Source organism: Bacteroides sp. M10, from assembly GCF_014334015.1.
Lineage (GTDB): Bacteria > Bacteroidota > Bacteroidia > Bacteroidales > Bacteroidaceae > Bacteroides > Bacteroides intestinigallinarum.
On sequence record NZ_CP060488.1, the window covers coordinates 6,461,884 to 6,479,552 of the forward strand.

General features: G+C 46.7%; 14 protein-coding genes and 1 riboswitch. Of the genes, 3 read left to right on the forward strand and 11 right to left on the reverse strand.

From position 1 onward, the window contains the following. The first annotated feature begins 26 nt into the window (after positions 1-26). Positions 27-812: a phosphonoacetaldehyde hydrolase gene (gene phnX / locus H8796_RS24105; RefSeq protein WP_117935270.1), complete on the forward strand. Its 786-nt coding sequence runs from the start codon at positions 27-29 to the stop codon at positions 810-812. A gap of 74 nt (positions 813-886) precedes the next feature. Next, complete coding sequence (locus tag H8796_RS24110; RefSeq protein WP_117935272.1) at positions 887-1,975, forward strand: 2-aminoethylphosphonate--pyruvate transaminase; 1,089 nt, start codon at positions 887-889, stop codon at positions 1,973-1,975. Between the two features lie 101 nt (positions 1,976-2,076). Here H8796_RS24110 and H8796_RS24115 read toward each other — a convergent pair whose 3' ends face one another. The 4 genes from H8796_RS24115 to H8796_RS24130 all read right to left on the reverse strand — a co-directional run bounded on the left by H8796_RS24115 (position 2,077) and on the right by H8796_RS24130 (position 8,032). Then, positions 2,077-3,480 carry an MFS transporter gene (locus tag H8796_RS24115; protein ID WP_117935274.1) on the reverse strand — a complete coding sequence of 468 codons (1,404 nt, stop codon included), beginning with the start codon at positions 3,478-3,480 and terminating at the stop codon, positions 2,077-2,079. Between the two features lie 114 nt (positions 3,481-3,594). Beyond that, a complete protein-coding gene (gene nrdG / locus H8796_RS24120; RefSeq protein WP_074638832.1) occupies positions 3,595-4,053 on the reverse strand; it encodes an anaerobic ribonucleoside-triphosphate reductase activating protein in 459 nt (152 codons plus the stop codon). A 77-nt stretch (positions 4,054-4,130) separates the two neighbouring features. Then, on the reverse strand, positions 4,131-6,524 hold the full coding sequence (locus H8796_RS24125) for an anaerobic ribonucleoside triphosphate reductase (RefSeq protein WP_117935276.1): 2,394 nt from the start codon (positions 6,522-6,524) through the stop codon (positions 4,131-4,133). Between the two features lie 42 nt (positions 6,525-6,566). Next, positions 6,567-6,756, reverse strand: a riboswitch (cobalamin riboswitch). Between the two features lie 763 nt (positions 6,757-7,519). Continuing rightward, complete coding sequence (locus H8796_RS24130; protein WP_117935278.1) at positions 7,520-8,032, reverse strand: HU family DNA-binding protein; 513 nt, start codon at positions 8,030-8,032, stop codon at positions 7,520-7,522. 250 nt (positions 8,033-8,282) lie between these two features. Here H8796_RS24130 and H8796_RS24135 point away from each other — a divergent pair, with 250 nt between their 5' ends. Further along, positions 8,283-8,534: a DUF4248 domain-containing protein gene (locus tag H8796_RS24135; protein WP_117935280.1), complete on the forward strand. Its 252-nt coding sequence runs from the start codon at positions 8,283-8,285 to the stop codon at positions 8,532-8,534. Between the two features lie 214 nt (positions 8,535-8,748). Here the strand turns inward: H8796_RS24135 and H8796_RS24140 are convergent, their stop codons facing one another. From H8796_RS24140 to H8796_RS24170, 7 genes are all read right to left on the reverse strand, one after another. After that, positions 8,749-9,276, reverse strand: a complete 528-nt coding sequence (locus H8796_RS24140) for a hypothetical protein (protein WP_008650384.1) — start codon at positions 9,274-9,276, stop codon at positions 8,749-8,751. 20 nt (positions 9,277-9,296) lie between these two features. Beyond that, positions 9,297-11,096, reverse strand: coding sequence for a hypothetical protein (locus tag H8796_RS24145; RefSeq protein ID WP_117935282.1), 1,800 nt, complete (start codon positions 11,094-11,096; stop codon positions 9,297-9,299). Positions 11,097-11,162: 66 nt separating this feature from the next. Continuing rightward, positions 11,163-12,362, reverse strand: a complete 1,200-nt coding sequence (locus H8796_RS24150) for a hypothetical protein (RefSeq protein ID WP_117935284.1) — start codon at positions 12,360-12,362, stop codon at positions 11,163-11,165. A 217-nt stretch (positions 12,363-12,579) separates the two neighbouring features. Beyond that, positions 12,580-13,773, reverse strand: coding sequence for a BACON domain-containing protein (locus H8796_RS24155; protein WP_117935286.1), 1,194 nt, complete (start codon positions 13,771-13,773; stop codon positions 12,580-12,582). A gap of 1 nt (position 13,774) precedes the next feature. After that, a complete protein-coding gene (locus H8796_RS24160) occupies positions 13,775-15,085 on the reverse strand; it encodes a DUF4302 domain-containing protein (protein WP_117935288.1) in 1,311 nt (436 codons plus the stop codon). A 60-nt stretch (positions 15,086-15,145) separates the two neighbouring features. Continuing rightward, the gene (locus tag H8796_RS24165) at positions 15,146-16,057 is read right to left on the reverse strand and encodes a putative zinc-binding metallopeptidase (RefSeq protein WP_117935290.1); all 912 of its coding nucleotides are present in this window, start codon (positions 16,055-16,057) and stop codon (positions 15,146-15,148) included. Between the two features lie 20 nt (positions 16,058-16,077). Beyond that, the gene (locus tag H8796_RS24170) at positions 16,078-17,631 is read right to left on the reverse strand and encodes a RagB/SusD family nutrient uptake outer membrane protein (RefSeq protein ID WP_117935292.1); all 1,554 of its coding nucleotides are present in this window, start codon (positions 17,629-17,631) and stop codon (positions 16,078-16,080) included. Positions 17,632-17,669: the final 38 nt, after the last annotated feature.

A 17,669-nucleotide genomic window follows, 5' to 3' on the forward strand; every position in this document is an offset into this window, starting at 1 on the left:
TAAACCAATATTATATAGAAACAAGAATGAAAAAGATTGAATGTATTATTATGGACTGGGCTGGTACAGCCGTTGACTATGGATGTTTTGCCCCCGTGGCTGCTTTTATCGAAGCATTTGCCGAAAAAGGACTGGTAATCGATGTTGTACAGACCCGCAAACCAATGGGACTACCCAAAATTCAACACATCCGCGAACTACTTTCCATGCCTGACGTGAACGAACAGTTTACCGCCCGTTACCAACGCGCCTGGACGGAAGAAGACGTGGTAGAACTAAACCGCCTTTTCGAGAAGTATCTCTTCGCCTCTCTCGAAAACTACACAGACCCTATTCCGGGAGTAATCCCAACTTTGGAAAAATTGCGTGCCGCAGGTATTAAAATAGGATCGACCACCGGCTATACCCGCGAAATGATGGATGTAGTTCTCCCCGCCGCACAGGCAAAAGGATACCACGTGGATTATTGCGCCACTCCCAACCTACTTCCCGCCGGACGTCCCGCTCCTTACATGATTTTTGAGAACCTGACGAAATTAGCAGTCCCCAGCCTCGACGCCGTTATAAAAGTGGGTGATACGATTGCCGATATTCACGAAGGAGTGAACGCGAAAGTGTATAGTGTAGGCGTGATTCTCGGCAGCAATGAAATGGCACTTACCGAAGCAGAAACAAAATCAATGCCTGCCTCCGAACTCGAAGCCCGCATCGCCGATGTCAAAGAGCGCATGCTTGCCGCAGGAGCTTCTTACGTGATACGCACTATCGAAGAACTTCCCGCACTGATTGAAACGATCAACGCCGGCAACTAACATTCAAGCCCGCACCCAACAATCAGAAAAGAAACAAAATCATTTATTTATTCATTTCTAAAGAAAACATCATTATGAAACCATATTTGTTATTAACTCCGGGACCTCTAACCACCTCTGAAACAGTAAAAGAAGCCATGATGACCGACTGGTGTACATGGGACGAAGACTACAACCTCGGCATTGTTCAGGAACTCCGCAAAGACCTGGTTAACATCGCCACTAAAAAACCGGAAGAATACACTTCCATCCTTTTACAGGGAAGCGGAACCTATTGCGTGGAGGCCGTTTTAGGCGCCACCATCACCCCGAAAGACAAACTCCTGATTTGTAGCAACGGAGCCTATGGCGACCGTATGGGCAACATTGCAGAATATTACCATCTCGACTACGACATGCTGGCTTTTGAAGAAACAGAGCAGGTATCAGTTGAATATATAGACGATTATCTTAGCAATAACTCCGATATCACACATGTCGCTTTCGTTCATTGCGAAACAACGACCGGTATCCTGAATCCGATCAAAGAACTGTCCCACATCGTCAAGATGCATGGTAAAAAGCTGATTGTAGACTGTATGAGCAGCTTCGGAGGTATCCCCTTAGATGTAAACGAACTCGGTATCGACTTCCTAATCAGCAGTTCCAACAAGTGTATTCAGGGTGTACCGGGATTCGGATTCATCATCGCCCGCCGTTCGGAATTAAAATATTGCAAAGGAGTGGCACGCTCTCTTTCCCTGGACATCTACGACCAATGGGAAACAATGGAAAAGGGACACGGAAAATGGCGCTTCACTTCACCGACACACGTTGTCCGTGCTTTCAAACAAGCCCTGACCGAATTGATTGAAGAAGGAGGCGTAGAAGCACGTTACCAACGTTATTGCGAAAATCACCGTATTTTGGTGGAAGGAATGCGTGCACTCGGATTCAAAACACTGCTCGAAGATGACATCCAGTCGCCTATCATCACTTCTTTCCTTTATCCGCATGAAGGATTCGACTTCAAAACATTCTATTATGCACTGAAAAATAAAGGATTCGTGATTTACCCGGGAAAGATTTCAAAAGCAGATACCTTCCGTATCGGAAACATCGGTGATGTGCATCCGGAAGACTTCCGCCGTCTGGTAGAAATCATACGGGAAACGAAATACTAGAAAGTCAAATCTTTCAAGTTCATCTTGAATGATTACTTACTAATATGTTGTATGATGTTCCTGTGAAGTTCTGAAAGACTTAATCCCCTTTCAGGACTTCACTATTTTCTTTTCAGGGTGGAAGGCTGCGATAGCCTCAAACTACTGACGATAGCTGCCACAACGGCAAATCCACTCCCCACCATCAGGCAAACAGCCGTGCTCCGGCTATGAGTGACAAAGCTGAAAAGCAAGGCAACCAATGTTGTTCCGGTGGTCTGTCCCAACAGGCGGGCCATTCCCAGCATCCCACTGGCCCCTCCCGAACGCTGCGTAGGAGCGGAAGAAATAATCGTGCTATTGTTCGGCGTCTGAAACAATCCGAAGCCCGCACCGCATAACATCAAACGCAGGATAATACTTATATCAGATGATTCGGCTGTCAGACTCGAAAGCGAGAAAAGTCCGATGGCAAACAGAACCATCCCGATACTTCCCAGTATACCGGGGTGAATACGCTCCACGAGATACCCTGCCAATGGAGCCGTGACCAGCGTAGCCAACGGCCACGGAGTAAGCAAAAGTCCGGTCATCACCTCACTGTGTCCTAAAGTGTTCTGCAGGAAAAAAGGCAGGGAAACCATTGCCGACATTTGAGCGATAAAGGAACAAATGGAAGTCAGGATGGATAACCGGAAAATCGGAATCCGCAACAGGTCGAGCGGCAGTAGCGGAGTAGTCTGCGTGAGTTGTCGACGCACATAGTACGTGCCTACCACTGCCAATACAACCAGTTGGATGAAAAGGAAATCCATTTCCTCGTGATGGGCGAATCCGTCCAGCGTATATATAAGCAGACCGAAGGTAACCGCATTCGCTATGGCGCTGATATAATCAAATTTGCGTTTCGAGCGTTCCTCCTGCCTTGGCAGATGTTTGATGCCGAGAAACAATGCGGTAAGTCCTAACGGAACATTAATAGCAAATAACCAATGCCAGCTGGCAATAGAAAGAATACCGCTCGCCACAGAAGGCCCGGCGGCAGCCGATATGGCAACAACCATCGCATTAATCCCCATTCCCCGCCCAATCTGGCTCTTCGGATAGATATAACGCAGCTGCGCCGTATTCACGCTGGTGATGGCAGAGGCACTGAATCCCTGAAAAATACGGGCGACGGTTAGCGTCCAAAACGAATCGGACAAGGCACAAATCAATGAAGTGATGCAAAACAGACCGATACCCGAAAGAAAGACTTTCCGGTAACCGATAATTTCACCTAAAGCGGAAAAAGACAGTAGCGATATGACGATAGCCAGCTGATAGCCGTTGATAATCCAGGTTGTTACAGCAGGAGAAGTCCCAAAATCATGCGAAAGCGTGGGTAGTACGATATTGACGATGTTAATATCCAATACCGACATACAAAGAGCGAATCCGACGGACACCACCGCCCAAATACGCTTAGGCATCGGCAATCCGTCGGTTTCCTCTATTTCTTGAGTTGAATTTATCGATTGTACCATAAAAACTTATTCTTGTAAGTGTAGTCGTTCCTCCCGGAGGGATGTGTAAAGGTAAACAAAACTATGACAGAGGTGTTTTTGTTTCCTTTGAAAAATAAGTTTTTTTAGTGCAGTTTATTTCAGTTTCAAGATCCGTTGATTGCTGCTTCCCCTGAATTCCAGATACGGAGAGAAAAGAGCCTGCTCGAAGCGTCCGTCCACCAATACGTCTATATAATCAAGGGCAGCGCTCAAGCGGGGCTGTGCCTTGATTTCTTCGTAGCTATATCCTGTATAGCACCACACATTCATCCCCGTCTCCTCTTTCACCCGTTTCAGTAGAAGCAGAAACTCCTCCGGATGGAAAAACGGATCACCACCGGAAAAAGTAACACCGTCCAGCAAAGGATTTGCCTTGATTTCACGGATGATGGACTGTATTTTTTCTTCCGTCAATTCTTCCCCCGCCCCCGGATTCCAGCTCTCCGGGTTGTGGCAACCGGGACAGTGATGAGAACATCCGGCAAGATAAATAGAGTACCGGATGCCTTCACCATCGACAATCGTTTCAGGATAAGTTCCTAATAAATTCACTTCTTAAATTGAAAATTGAAAGTTGAAAATTAAAAAATTAAAGATAGAAGCCTATTAGTGAGGCCATTTTCAACTCCTTACAGGTGTTTTACGCGGTCTTGTTCTTCTGCCCGTTTAGCAGAGTTCCAGGAACTTAAATCGCCTGTCAGGTAACCGGTTATACGGCGCATACGGAGGATGCTTTCACTCTGGCACACCGGACATTTATCGAAGATAACCCCTTTGTAACCACAGTTATGGCAAGTATCTACCGGGTGGTTGATAGAGCCGTAGCCAATCCCCTCGTCGTGCATCACTTTCACAATCTTGGCGATGGCACGTACATTCTTCTGTGCTTCACCGTCCAGCTCTACATACGTGATATGTCCGCCGCGCGTAATGGCGTGGAACGGAGCTTCACGCTTGATTTTCTCAACGATGCTGATCGGTTCTTTCACATCTACGTGGAAAGAGTTGACATAATAGTCGCGGTCTGTCACTCCGGGGATTTTTCCATATTTCCGACGATCCATTTTGGTGAAACGTCCCGAAAGTCCTTCGGCAGGAGTAGCCAGAACGGAGTAGTTCAGGTTATATTTTTCTTTATATTCGTTTACCACTTTATTCATTTCCATCACAGCTTCATACAGCGTGTCCCATGCTTTCTGGTTGTGTCCGTGACCTTGTCCGTAGAGAGCCACCATCGCATTGTGTCCGCCGATAAATCCGATACCCAGCGTGCCGCTGCGCAATGCATCCCCCACCTGCTCGTTCGGGTTCAGCTCACCGCCGCCTTTCCACACATTATTTCCCATCATGAACGGGAACTGACGTGCCAGGGCCGTACGCTGATACTGATAACGCTCGTAAAGCTGATCGGCTACAAGAACCGACATAGTATGTACGGATTCGATGAAAATTTCTTTTGCCTTCTGTTCAATGGCATCCTTGTTGCGTTCATCCTCTATCAGGTTTTCCGCCTTGATGCGGGCTTCGATCGCCAGTCTCGGCATATTCAGCGTAGTGAATGAAAGATTGCCACGACCTAAAGAAGATTTTTCTCCTGCCACATTTTCAAATACACGGGTACGACAACCCATCGTCGCCAATTCGTAGATGTAACGTTTCGGATCGTCTGCTCTCCATTTCTCGTTCTGATTGAAAGGTGCGTCGAGGAACATGAAGTTCGGGAACAATGCTTTCGCCGTAGTCTGGCAAGCCTTCAACAGCAAGTCGAAATTGGGAGCCTCGTAATGGTCGGTCATTGCCTCTTCGATATTTTCCGCTTTCATTGCTTTCTCAAAGTCTTTCTCCGAGTAAGAAACTCCGTCTTTCACCTTGAAAATCTGGATCGGGAATACAGGCACCTCGCCTCTTGTGCCCAATCCTTCAATGGTAGCTTTCAGCAATTCTTCGATCACCATGCGACCTTCGGCAGAAGTGTCCGTACCGTAGTTGATGGAGCTGAATACCACCTGATTACCGCCGCGTGAATGCATCGTGTTCAGGTTGTGGATAAATCCTTCCATGGCCTGATGGGTATCTTTGCGAGTCTGCTGATAAGCTTTCTCAACGATACGGGCAAGGTGTTCTTTATCTATAATGATTTGTAAAGCTATCAAAGCAATGCGCAATGTTTCGCGTTCGGCTTCGGTAGCCTTGATAGACGGAAGATATTCTTTAATCAATGTGCGGATGGATTTCTCATCGGCCTGATTTCCGTTTTCCATGGCGACATAGAAATTGATGAATGATGCCAGATGTTTGCGGAAAGATTTGGCCACACCTTTTGCCATGAAGAAATCGAAAGCAGGAATCGCCTGTCCGCCATGCTGCTCATTCTGGTTCGTCTGGAAGATAATGGTAGCCAGCGTAGCATAACTCTGGATGCTTTGCGGGGTACGGATACTGCCGTTCTTTGTGCGGAAACCGCGTTCAAAGAGGTCGTCCATATCATATTGGATACAGGTTGTCGTCTTTGTCGGATAATAATCCAAGTCGTGAATGTGAATATCTCCCAACTGGTGTGCTTCGGCAAAACGTTTCGGCAACAGGTATTTATATGTATAATCTTTGGTTACTTCGGAAGCGAACGTCATCATCTGTCCGGCAGGCGTGTGACTGCTCATGTTGGCATTGCTCAAGTTGACATCGTTCTTGTCGATAGCAACGATGCCGTCCATCACTTGCTTCATCTGGGTTTTCTTATCGCGCTCCGTATTCCGCCATTCGCGATAAATAATGTATTTCTTCGCTACTTCCGGGCGTACTTTCATCAACGACTTTTCTACTAAATCCTGAATCTCTTCTACGGTAATAGTAGGAGTAGTAAACTGACTGATTACGTTCATAGTGATGTCAGCCACCAACTGCTGCTCATCCTGAAAACCGGTTGCACTGAATGCCTTACTGATTGCATTCTTGATCTTACTGATAGAGAAATCTTCTCTTTTACCATCACGTTTGATGATACAAATTTCCGCGTAGTTCATAACTTTAACTCCCGAAAGCTTATTAAATTGAAAATTAAAAATTGAAAATTAAAAAATTCCGGCAGGTCTTCTGACTTATCCCTCCCTCGCAACACCTTCCCACACCGCCATCGATGCAGTGGCTTATTGTGCGGATTCTTCGAGAATTACAGCAGCGGGTACTGTCGCCGATTTACACAGCGTTCCCTCATTGACTAAACCTCTTTTTAGCTCCGAAACCGGATACAAAGATAGAAGATTATCTAATAGCTTGGTTAGCTTTTAACATTAAAATTCGGGAAACTTTTCTTTCTCGCTGATACAGAAAGTTTTCCAAAACGGAAAACTTTTTTCTGATTTTAACGCAAGAAGTATTCTGTTTCCATTCATCCTTTTTCCAGAAAACAGACATCTCACAGGGCGTATATCCCCTATTGCAGCTACAAAAGTGGGAAATTATTTTCTTTTGTTCTATACAAAATCAAAGAAATATTTCTGCCTTTTAAAAATTACTACTGATTTTTGCTTTTTCACCCTATTTCCGAAAAAGGATTTTCGGAATACGAAAAAAAAGAAAAGCTACCTCGAATGAACGAGGCAACTTTTCACTTCTTCTGTACTTTAATATCTACTTTATGGATTGCTACACGTTTTTATCTGTTACGCGAGCTACGTGCGGGCGACACGTCTTATTATGTTTACACGATTCGGTTTCATACCTTTTTCAGGTACGCTAACTCTTCTCTACCTGGCTAATCCTTTTCTGTCTTGCCGTTTCTCCGATGGCGGAAACGCAGAACTGCTTCAAGAATATCCAGCAACTTTTCCAATAATAATCTCATCCGTTTTCTTTTAAAGGTTAATAATCCGTTTTAAATACCTGTCACTAATTAATTACTATCTTTTTTTCAGGCACGGATTACACAGATTAACACGGCTACTTTGCAGCAATAACAACACTAAAGACCGCGAAATCCGTGTAATCCGTGTCTAAATTATGGTATAAACCAATTCGGTTAAGCGGCCGGGTCCGGGGCTTCGCCTCCTCCGCCACCGGGTTCGTTGCCGTCATCCGGGTCTTTGTCAATGACATCGTCGGCAACAAACGAACCCGCTACATCCTTGATGTGCACAAACTCCACTCCGGTGGTCAATGCGCGGGTAGCACTTCCGTTAGCGGCACGGGTGTATTCAGGGGTAAACTGACAACGCAATGAAGTGATCTGCGAACTGCTGACCTTATTCTCCAACTCCACTCCTTTTCCTCCTGCTTTGGCAATCATTGTAAATGTTCCCAAGCCTTCGAGGCGCACCGTGCGACTGTTGAGCAACTGTTCACGCATCACCGACATCAGGTTACGAATCACGTTATGAACATCACCTGCCGTCAGCGAGGCTTTTTCTGCAATCAATTCCGCCATTTTCTGCGTATTGACCATTTTCCCGAATTTCACCAGACGGGGGTAATAAAGTTTCTGTCCTTCCTTGTTGGCAAGTGTTGCCTGATAAGGTTTGTAAATTAATGGCATACTATTTTCCTTTCTTTTTTGATTGATGAATAAATAACTACTGTCTGTAACCGATTACGAAGACAAAAGTACACGAAGAGAAGAAAGCAGGGAAACACGATGTTACAACCCGTCGCAAGAGAGAACAGACAAGCACAATTTGATACGATTCATGCCTGCAAAGGCTTCTGTACAAAACAGAACCAACCGACATAAAAAGGCGTACCTTTGTATGAGTTCAGACAAAATAAACCTCTAAAAAACAGTCAATATGAAAACAGAGACAACTCCAAAAGCAGAAACAGAGAACCGTACCCGCATACAATCCTATAGCAAAAGCCAGTTGGCCGGACTTTACCTGCCTCACATACAGTCCGCCTCGGCACGACGTACCCTCCGTAGCTGGATTGCCAAGAATACCGCACTGCAAGCCGCACTCGCCCTAACCGGATATAGTGAAAAAGCCATCCTGCTCACTCCGGCACAAGTAGGGCTATTCTTCAAGTTTTTAGGAGAGCCTTGAAACGGCTCTTTTATAAGGAATATCATTCGGACAAAGACAAAACACGCCAAAAACAAGCCAAAAACGAACCAAAGACAAACAAGGCAAAACCAAACAAAGCGGACATTTCATCACAGATCACGCGAATCAAATTATAACTTACTAATTGCTGTTATAAAGAATCCAAGATAATCTGTAGCGAAATGTCCGCCCATTATATAAGAAAAGGATTATATCATTCCGGAGTACCTTCTCCCGACGGCTTCATCAAATCGGCTGTAACCTCCGCTTTAAAACGGACACCGTCGTGAAGCCGCAGATTCAATTTGACAGTAACATTCTTATCATTGTTACGCTTCACATAAAACGTTCCTGTCACCCTTTTATATTGGGAATAATAATAAAACGGATCTTCATAGATAAAGACATACTGGTCGTTGTGATACAAAGTCGATGCATCCACCACTTGCCCCTCCCAGTACATGTGAAGAGAAAACATAAAATAAGTATTAGTTTTCCCACCCTCCATCTCTTCCGGAGAAAGGATACAGGTGAAATAGTCACCGTCCATAGAGGCCACACCGGACACGATCTTGTTCGCTTCTCCCCGGAACGAATAAGTGCCGATGGAAGGCAATTCCTCCACATCCGGACCGGGATTTACCGGATCATTATCTTTATCGTCACTGCATCCGGCAAAACCCACCAGAAGCAGTCCCGATAAAACGAATAAATTTAAATATTTCAATAAGATTTTCTTCATGAATACACTTCATTAAATCGTCACTCTATTACCGTCACCGCACCTTTATAGTAGCCGGACAAACTGACATCGCCATACTTCTTAATACCTACCACTTCAAAAGTCATTTCAACCTCATTGCCCTGAAGAGACACCGAAGTCCGGCCTCCCAGAGCCAGGTTGCCCAATGTGGTATTAGCCTGACTGTACGTCACTCCTTCATACGTAATAGAGATTTTCGCATTTTCCTCATTACCGGAGAATCCACGGAGCACTCCATCCATCATTGCTTTCGGAAGACGCACCACTGCATCCGCTGCCGACATTCCCGCCACAGTAGTGATACCTGCCTGCCGTGAAAGGTAAATAACACTGATATCTGCACCCGTCTTATCCACCACAACAGACTGAATAGTGACTGGAGCACCGTCTGCCCCTAAGCGATATTCGTTCGGGATCGTCGTATCATACACCGTGAAAGTACCGCTATAGTTACCTGATATTTTAAGACTGTTGTCACCCAGATATTTGAGATTAAGCGTCAATGAATATTCATTATCCGCTGATTTCGATACACTGAACGTACCCGCCGCATCCTCCAGATGACCTTTGGATATTTGTATTCTTTCCTCGTCATACGGGCTATAATAAGTAAACTCAAAAGCCAGATTGGTATCTGTAATATCCACCTCCTGCCCGTTAAGTCCTGCATTCGGAACAAAAAGGCGCACATAATACGAGTTTACATTTTCCAAGTCCGCAGCAGATGAAATTCCCGACGGAGTGAGATACAACGCTACTCCTGCATCTGTCTTTTCATAGAAAGTAGCTTTGATGTCACGCGTTTTTTCTCCGTTCAACGTTAATATATTCGTCGTACTCTGCTTAATTTCAAAATAAGCACCCTCATAAGAACCTTCGAACTTTTCACCCGAAAGCAAAGTAAAGCTAAAAGTTACTTTCACATGATCGTCCGTCTTTTCTACTTTGAACTTACCTGCCGAACATATTTCGGACCATCCATAAGGCTCCACCGCACCCAGATCGTCAGCTCCCAATTCTGTCATATTATAGAAAGCATAATCCGTACCGTCATAAGACGTGATATCCAATACCTGTCCCAACATATCCGGATTGATTCCGATCATCAGGAACTCCGTGTCCGACATATCTTCCACCGTTGTCACTCCCGCGTCCGGACTAAGATAAAGGTATTGAATCCCTCCGATGACAGTAGCCACCGCCGATTTCAACGGACGCACTTCACTTCCGAATGAAAATTCGCTGGACAGCTTTGCAGGAGCCTTGTAGTTACAACCGGCCTCCCCTGTAAACTTACCGCCACTTTTTAACGTACAATCAAAGGTAGCTTTCACAGCCGATGTCTCATTCTCACCCGGAGTCATCGTCAAAGTGATCTTGCCTTGCATCAGCACCTCTTCCCATTCGTAAGGGTCGACGGCTACAATAGCCTCACCATCGGCATCCATGTAATAAAGCACATAATCGTCATCTTCAGAGCTACCTACCGTAACCGGACTGCCCACCAGACTCTTATCCACTCCCAGCATCACATATTCCTTTCCGCTATTCATAAAGTCTTCAAGCGTTTCCAAACTCTGCAACGGACTCATACACACATATACAATGCCATCCTGTTCAAAGCAAGACACCGATTTAGCTTGTATCGTCTTATCCTTATACGTATACGTATTCACTGTTTCCACAGGTTCCGGTTCCGGCTCCGGTTCGGGATCAGTGGCCGGATCATCGTCACTACATGCCACAAAACAGCTCATTGCCAGCATGAATAAGAAAAAGGAAATAAATCTAGTTTTCATATTTCTCGTTTTTTGGGGTTAATTATAAAATCGCGTTATTAGTAAAATGATGCCATCCACCCGTATTTACTGCGGACGATAATCAAATACGGTAATAGGAGCATCCTGCGAATAAGTGGTACGTACATGGTGCGGGTGTTCCTTATCACAGTCAATAAAATCTATCGTCAGTGTGTGCTTGTTGCCGTCGCGTGCCACGGTCATGGTTCCGCCGTCTATGCGTGCATATTCTTTCATGGCTCCGTTCTGAAGTTTCTCATACCAGGTTCCTCCCGGATAAGTAAAGCCGTTAGGATAACCCGAAGCTATGTTTCCCGGTTTCAGCAACTCGCGCGGAATACCATATGATTCCTTATCACGCGCCACCACCGTATAAATACCTGCCGGAATACCCTGTGTTACATCCGTAGCCCATTCCACGAAAAATTCCACCTTCAAAACTCTTCCATTACCGGCCGGCCAAGTGTCGACAAGACTTATACTCTCTTCCGCCAGATAAAGCTCGACTACCCGGCACGACTCATCTTGCAGATAATAAGAATCGCCCTTATCCTGCAGGCGGGCTTGCGTCCATCCATTCAGCGCAATATCGGTGGTCAGCGTAGAATTAGGAGTTTCATCCTTGCTTTCGTGACGGTCGATGGTGATTACTTTTCCCGTATAGGTGAAATAACGTTTCAAGGAAAGATCGCCCACCAATGTTCCGCTAATCGAATATTCACCACCGGACAGCCGTTTCACCGTCATTTTACCACCTGAAAGCAAATCGGCATCGACACTCGTAGAGTAAGATTTCACATCACCGTAGAAAGTTCCGGCAGGAATATCCACCTTTCCGGTCGGGAGATCGATTTGATTCATATATCCGAGGTTGAACGTCCATTCATCAAACGTGTATCCGTTCAATGCCGCCTCGAAAGTACCTTCGGGAAGCGGAAATTCCGTAGCTTCCGAAGCAAATGGCGGGACGTTCAGGCTGAATGCCATAATCTTGCCCGGTCCTATCGGGCTTCCGGTGACATCTACTTCCATATCCGTATAAAGCGTCAACACAAAATGATCCGTTCCCACTCCGTCCTCATCTCCCCAGTACACCAGGTTGGAATTGACAAATTCCACCACTTCCGGCACCGGGTTTACGTCTTCTCCGCCTGGTTTTCCTCCCTCCGGATTTTCGGTGTCATTGTCACTGCAAGCGGTCAACGCACCCACAGACGCAACAACAAACAGACAGACACCCAACAACTTCATTATTTTCTTATCCATATCAGACTGATTTATATATTTTACATCATTGAAAAGAACTTCCGTAGCGACCGGGAATCATAAAAAAGGCGGAGTAAGCCCGGGAAAAGGATTCCCATTCTTCGCGCGAGTATCCCCGCCTGTCATATAGTAAAGTTAAATTAAGAGAGAATTAGTAAATTCTCATTCCGTTTCACAACGGTAGTTCTTTTCTTTATTCATCAAGGTAATGTTCGTTTTATCTGAAAAGTGCAATATCCGGGAAAAGGATATAATCTTTCAGTGTTCCGGTCAGGAACTGCTGTCCGTCAAATAATGCTATCGCCAGGTAGCATCCGCTTTCCGGTGCTCCGGTCACGTCCTGAAAACTGATTCCGACAGAACCATCCTGATAGAGTACAGGAGCGAAACCAAAATTTCCTTTCGAATAAATATTGGAAGAAGCCGCCACAGAAAAACCGTACAGGGTTTGCAAAACAACACCTGCCCGATTATCCGATGTTCCGTCCGATGCTCCACCTAACGTTCCGTCCGAAGCGCCTTCTGCCACCTCATCCGCAACTTCTTCCACGACCATAAAGTCTTTCTGTGCCGCACCGATAGGAACCACAAACGATCCATTTTCGTAGGTAGCCTGCAATGAAATCGTAGCCTTTGCGGGGTCTTTCAGATATTGCGCCGCCGGAGTATTTGCCAACGACATCTTAATGGTATATCCCTCGCCATCGACATTCTTCGAAATTTCAGTAGCCGACAAGGGATAGGCGTTTTCGATATTCTTCGTATCCCATTTCACATAAATCTGGCTATTTCCCCACGCTCCAAGCAGGTCCGTCACTTCATACTGGTAGACGTAGTAAAGGAACTTCCGCCCCTCATTGGTGCTGACCAATAACTGGCAGGCACGGGGATTCCCGGTTTTGTTCTCTTTCAACACAAGCAAGAAACCATCTTCTTTTGAAGCAGTCGGCACCTCCACCCAGTCGATTCCCCGCTGCACGCTCACTTTGAAATCGAACGAACTATTCACTCGTACAATCGTCTGTGAAGGAGCATTTCCGAGGCGTATCACCTGCTGGTCGGAGTCGGGAGCAAAAATATTTCCCTCCTGCGTCACTACAATTTTCTGTTCGCTATTGCCATCGCTCACGGTCACCTGCGTGGCACGTGACGTATACTCATAATTGGCTCTGGCAAGCAAAGTTATCTTTTCGTTTGTCACTTCGATTACCCTGCACCAGTCCGCACCCGAAACGGCAGTCAGTTCTCCGGTAGCCTGCAAAGCCACTTCCACCGTTCCGCCTCCGGCTGCCAGATCAACATCCGCATTCATGATGCGGAAGCCTTGTGCCGTTTCATCGTTTTCCTTGTCGCACGCTGTCGTCAGCAGACAACACGCAGATAATAACAGTATAACTAACTTATTCATCATATCATTCTTCTATTGTTTTTTTAATCAACCTGATTGCTGCAACTGCATCCGTGTATCCCATGAAAGAGGCCTCCTCATCCTGCGAGTCGTACACACCGAAGATAAATCCGGAGATTTCACCCATCCACACTCCATTGTCCACCAGATAAATGCCGTCGGTGGTAGGATAACTGATAAGACCGATTGCCGGACTGCGCAAAACATAATCGTTCATCAAATCCCACATAGCCAGATACACGTAACCTCCCTGTACTTTCTTCAATAATTGCGGCAGGATGGAAAGTCCGCCACGCGGCTTGTCATAAGTTACCAGAATGTCATATTCGAGTCCTTTGAGCCAATAGCTCTTGCCGTCCTCGTTCTTCACCAGTTGAATCTCCTGCGAAGCCACTTCCATCTGGTTCGTCGCATCGTTCAGACGATAGAAATCCATCTGGTAAGTGCCCGGGTAGTAGTCATAACTCTGATATCCGTCGATGTAGATACCTGTTACTTTCACCCCCTTAGCTCCTTCGTCGGTACAGACAAAGCTGATCTCCTCGTTCTTCCAAACAAAATTCTGCATGGTCTGTCCGTCTATCGTCACCGGTTCGTGAAAACGCATTCCGTCGGTGGTAAACATAAAAGGTACGGTTTTCTGATGCACCTTTCCAACTTCGTCATAATAGGTCACAATGAACGTATAGTTGCTGCGTAGCATTTGCCCGGTGTAGAGTCCGTCCATCCGCAGGTCGTATTCATAAAAGAAAGCATCGTCCTCCACTTTCTTTATCCGGGTGAGATATTGCTTCCACGTCTGGTCGGCAGAAAAAGCCTTCATCACGATGCGGTTGCCATATTTCTTGCCTTTCAGTTCGATACGGTCGGCGGTGGCATCGGAGATCACGAATTCATAGTCGCCTCCGAGCGTTCCGTTCGGGTCGTCGGCCATACTTCCCTGTGGTTGACCGAAATAATGCACCAGATAATTGTAGGTATCGAAAGACAACATCGTTACCTGCTCGGACTTGACGCTGTAAAGCGAGCTGACTGTCTCGTCCGCCCCCGCCATTTGCGAAGCCATCGTCACCCGCTGGCCGTCGAACTTGCAAAGCAGGGTAATACCTCCCAGCGAGTAGTCCTTACCGACGTAATATTCCATCACCCATCCGTTGGGTGCTGCTTCCAGCAGTTCGCTGCAACGCTTCACATCGGCCGTGGCACGGTTGGCAGACGAATCGTCAAAATAATCTTCTTCCTGAAAGAGGCACGACTGCAAACCCAGGCAGACGAGGGCCAACAGGAAATATATCGTTCTATTTTTCTTCATCATAATAATGTGTAATTAAATAATCATCCAATCGTCAATCAAAAAACAAGAGGTGACCGGCACTTATTGAATAGTGCTCAAGTCAATTTCGGTAATCTCCTGCTGGCGGCGCAGCACGATTTTACGCAGTTCGTTGAGGTCTATTCCCCATGTGTCGCGCATATAGTTGTAGACAATCGTGAATTTCTTGTTGATGGTGGCAGCACCCGTTTCTCCGGCAGCCGTCATCATATTGTCCCAGTAAGCCTGCGTGTGCGTGACATACATGGCTATGTTTTCCACAAAATCCTCGTTGGGCTGGTTCATGGCGTAGGCCGTCACGAAACCGTCGGGCCAGGCCACATCGTCCGTGCGGGGCATGGCACCCTGGGCGGTCATGTAGTAATACCAGTCGGCTCCCACGTATTTTCCCTCCGAAATGCGGTTGAAAGAAGGGTCGAAATTCCGTTTCTGATGCAGGATATGTGCAAACTCATGATGCATTGTTTCAAAATAATACTCGTTGAGCTTTTCGATATTGATCTTCTTTATGTTGAGGTCGTTCACGTTGTAGAGGGTGATTTTCTTTCCGCCTTCTGCCGTGCCGAGCACCATGTTTCCGCTACTTTCGTAGGCGGGCGATCCGATGAGGTGAAATGTCTTGGGTACGTAGACCCGGAGAAAATCCATTCCCGCCAGTTCGACGTAAGCGTCCATCCAGACGTGTTTGATGATTTTCGACAGTGCCACCGCTTTGTCATAGTCGGCGGGCACGAGGTTGTATTTATGATCGCTCTCGATATCCTTCATGCGGTACATGAAGTCGATGTTATAAGGATAGGTGTAGTTGTCGAGCAGCCAGTAATCGAAAGCATTTCTCTCCAGCGGTTCGGTAGAGAAGATGCTGTGCGCGGTGTCTATCTCGTCGTCATTGTTGCAAGCCCCCAGGCAGACTGTGGTGAGAGCAAGCAAAGAGTAAATGATCTGTTTCTTCATAATTTTCACTTTTTTCTCTGTTAGTTTCTTCTCGGATTAGGCTGCATTCCCGCCACAATCACGTTTCGCGGAATCTGGATGGCACGGCGCAAGTCGTTCGGCGGCATTTCGTCAGTGACACGTTGAGTAGTCATGTCGCGACGATAAATCATAATACCATACCGTTTGATATCGGGCCAGCGCATCCCCTCGTGCAGGGTAGTGACACGGCGTATGTGCAGAATACAGTGAAGAATATTTTCCTGCATCCCTTCCTCGATAGTGAAATCGGGAGCAAGCTGTTTCTTAGGCGTCTGTTGCGTGAAAGGCGTGTAGAAATTCATTTTATCATAATACGCATTGATCTGGTCGGGTGTCAGGGCCGATTTGTTGCGGGTGTAGGCACGTTGCCAGCTTGTGATGTCGGCTGCCGACTGGGGGTACATTTTTTTCAATGCGTATGCTTCTGCACGACAAAGCAGGGTTTCGTCCGTTGAGAACAGTACCGGCATATAATAAAGATAACCACCCTGATACAGGCCGCTCTTACGCAGGATGCTGGCTACAAATCCGGTGGTGGAGAAAGGTTTCAGATACAAATAATCCGAGCTGCCCCACAGTCCTGCAGAAAGACTGGTTTCGTTGGTGGCGAGCGTTTGGTTGTGGAAGTAACGCGGACCTACCAGATAGTCGCTTCCGAGTGCGCCCCAGTTGGAGACGGTGCTGCTTATCAGCAGGTTGGCCTCATTGGAAGAAGCGATATACGCATCTGCCTGCACATTTCCGTTCACGGAAAGATTGCTCAATGCTTCCCAGTCGCGGAGCAAGTCGTCCGGGTTGCTGCCCAACACACGGGTGGCAAAGTCAATCACCCGGTCGCAGTTGGAGAAATCGGGTTGCATATAATAAAGGTAGAAACGGGCGGCAAAGGCATAGGCGGCCTTGCGGGTGAAATGGTATTTGGGGACGGAATATCCGTCGTCCGAAATCAGTTCCACTCCTTCCAGGAGGTCACGTTCTACTTTCCGGTACACTTCTTCCAACGTGCCGCGCTCGTAACGGGGCGACACGGTGGTTTCCACGTCTTCCATATAGGGGATTCCCAACGATTCGGAGGCATGAGTGTCATAAGCATTGCAGAAGATAGTTGCCAGCATGAAATGGCAGTAGGCACGGCACACCAGTGCTTCACCGCGCTGCGGGTTGAGCGATGCCGGATTTCCTTTCTCCTCTATCGCCTTGAGTGCCATGTTGGCGGCTGAAATTGCACCGTAATAACCTCCCCAAAGGGAATTGGGTGTGTCCTGATATTCCTCTTTGGTATCTTCCCAGTTGTAACATTCCTTTTCGGAAAGCTGGTAGTAACCGTAGGTGGGGCCGCTATCGTCGGAGTTGTCGCTGTAGAGTTCGAACAGTTCGTTGGGCGATACGTCGGGATAGGCCGATACAAGCAGTTTGGCTATTTTCTGGTCGGTGTTCAGTTCCGTGCGGTTGTCCGGCGTTTTGTCCAGAAAATCGTTGCATGAAACGGTAGTCAGACCGGAAGCTGCGGCGAGCAGCAGCACAGGGAGTATATGGTTTATTTTCGTCTTCATCTATTGTATATTTTTTCGGGTTCTCTATTGGGGGTTAC

Coding starts and splice junctions, on each gene's coding strand:
- phnX (WP_117935270.1), top strand. CDS start 27: ATGAAAAAGATTGAATGTATTATTATGGACTGGGCTGGTACAGCCGTT.
- H8796_RS24110 (WP_117935272.1), top strand. CDS start 887: ATGAAACCATATTTGTTATTAACTCCGGGACCTCTAACCACCTCTGAA.
- H8796_RS24115 (WP_117935274.1), bottom strand. CDS start 3,480: ATGGTACAATCGATAAATTCAACTCAAGAAATAGAGGAAACCGACGGA.
- H8796_RS24125 (WP_117935276.1), bottom strand. CDS start 6,524: ATGAACTACGCGGAAATTTGTATCATCAAACGTGATGGTAAAAGAGAA.
- H8796_RS24130 (WP_117935278.1), bottom strand. CDS start 8,032: ATGCCATTAATTTACAAACCTTATCAGGCAACACTTGCCAACAAGGAA.
- H8796_RS24135 (WP_117935280.1), top strand. CDS start 8,283: ATGAAAACAGAGACAACTCCAAAAGCAGAAACAGAGAACCGTACCCGC.
- H8796_RS24140 (WP_008650384.1), bottom strand. CDS start 9,276: ATGAAGAAAATCTTATTGAAATATTTAAATTTATTCGTTTTATCGGGA.
- H8796_RS24145 (WP_117935282.1), bottom strand. CDS start 11,096: ATGAAAACTAGATTTATTTCCTTTTTCTTATTCATGCTGGCAATGAGC.
- H8796_RS24150 (WP_117935284.1), bottom strand. CDS start 12,362: ATGGATAAGAAAATAATGAAGTTGTTGGGTGTCTGTCTGTTTGTTGTT.
- H8796_RS24155 (WP_117935286.1), bottom strand. CDS start 13,773: ATGATGAATAAGTTAGTTATACTGTTATTATCTGCGTGTTGTCTGCTG.
- H8796_RS24160 (WP_117935288.1), bottom strand. CDS start 15,085: ATGATGAAGAAAAATAGAACGATATATTTCCTGTTGGCCCTCGTCTGC.
- H8796_RS24165 (WP_117935290.1), bottom strand. CDS start 16,057: ATGAAGAAACAGATCATTTACTCTTTGCTTGCTCTCACCACAGTCTGC.
- H8796_RS24170 (WP_117935292.1), bottom strand. CDS start 17,631: ATGAAGACGAAAATAAACCATATACTCCCTGTGCTGCTGCTCGCCGCA.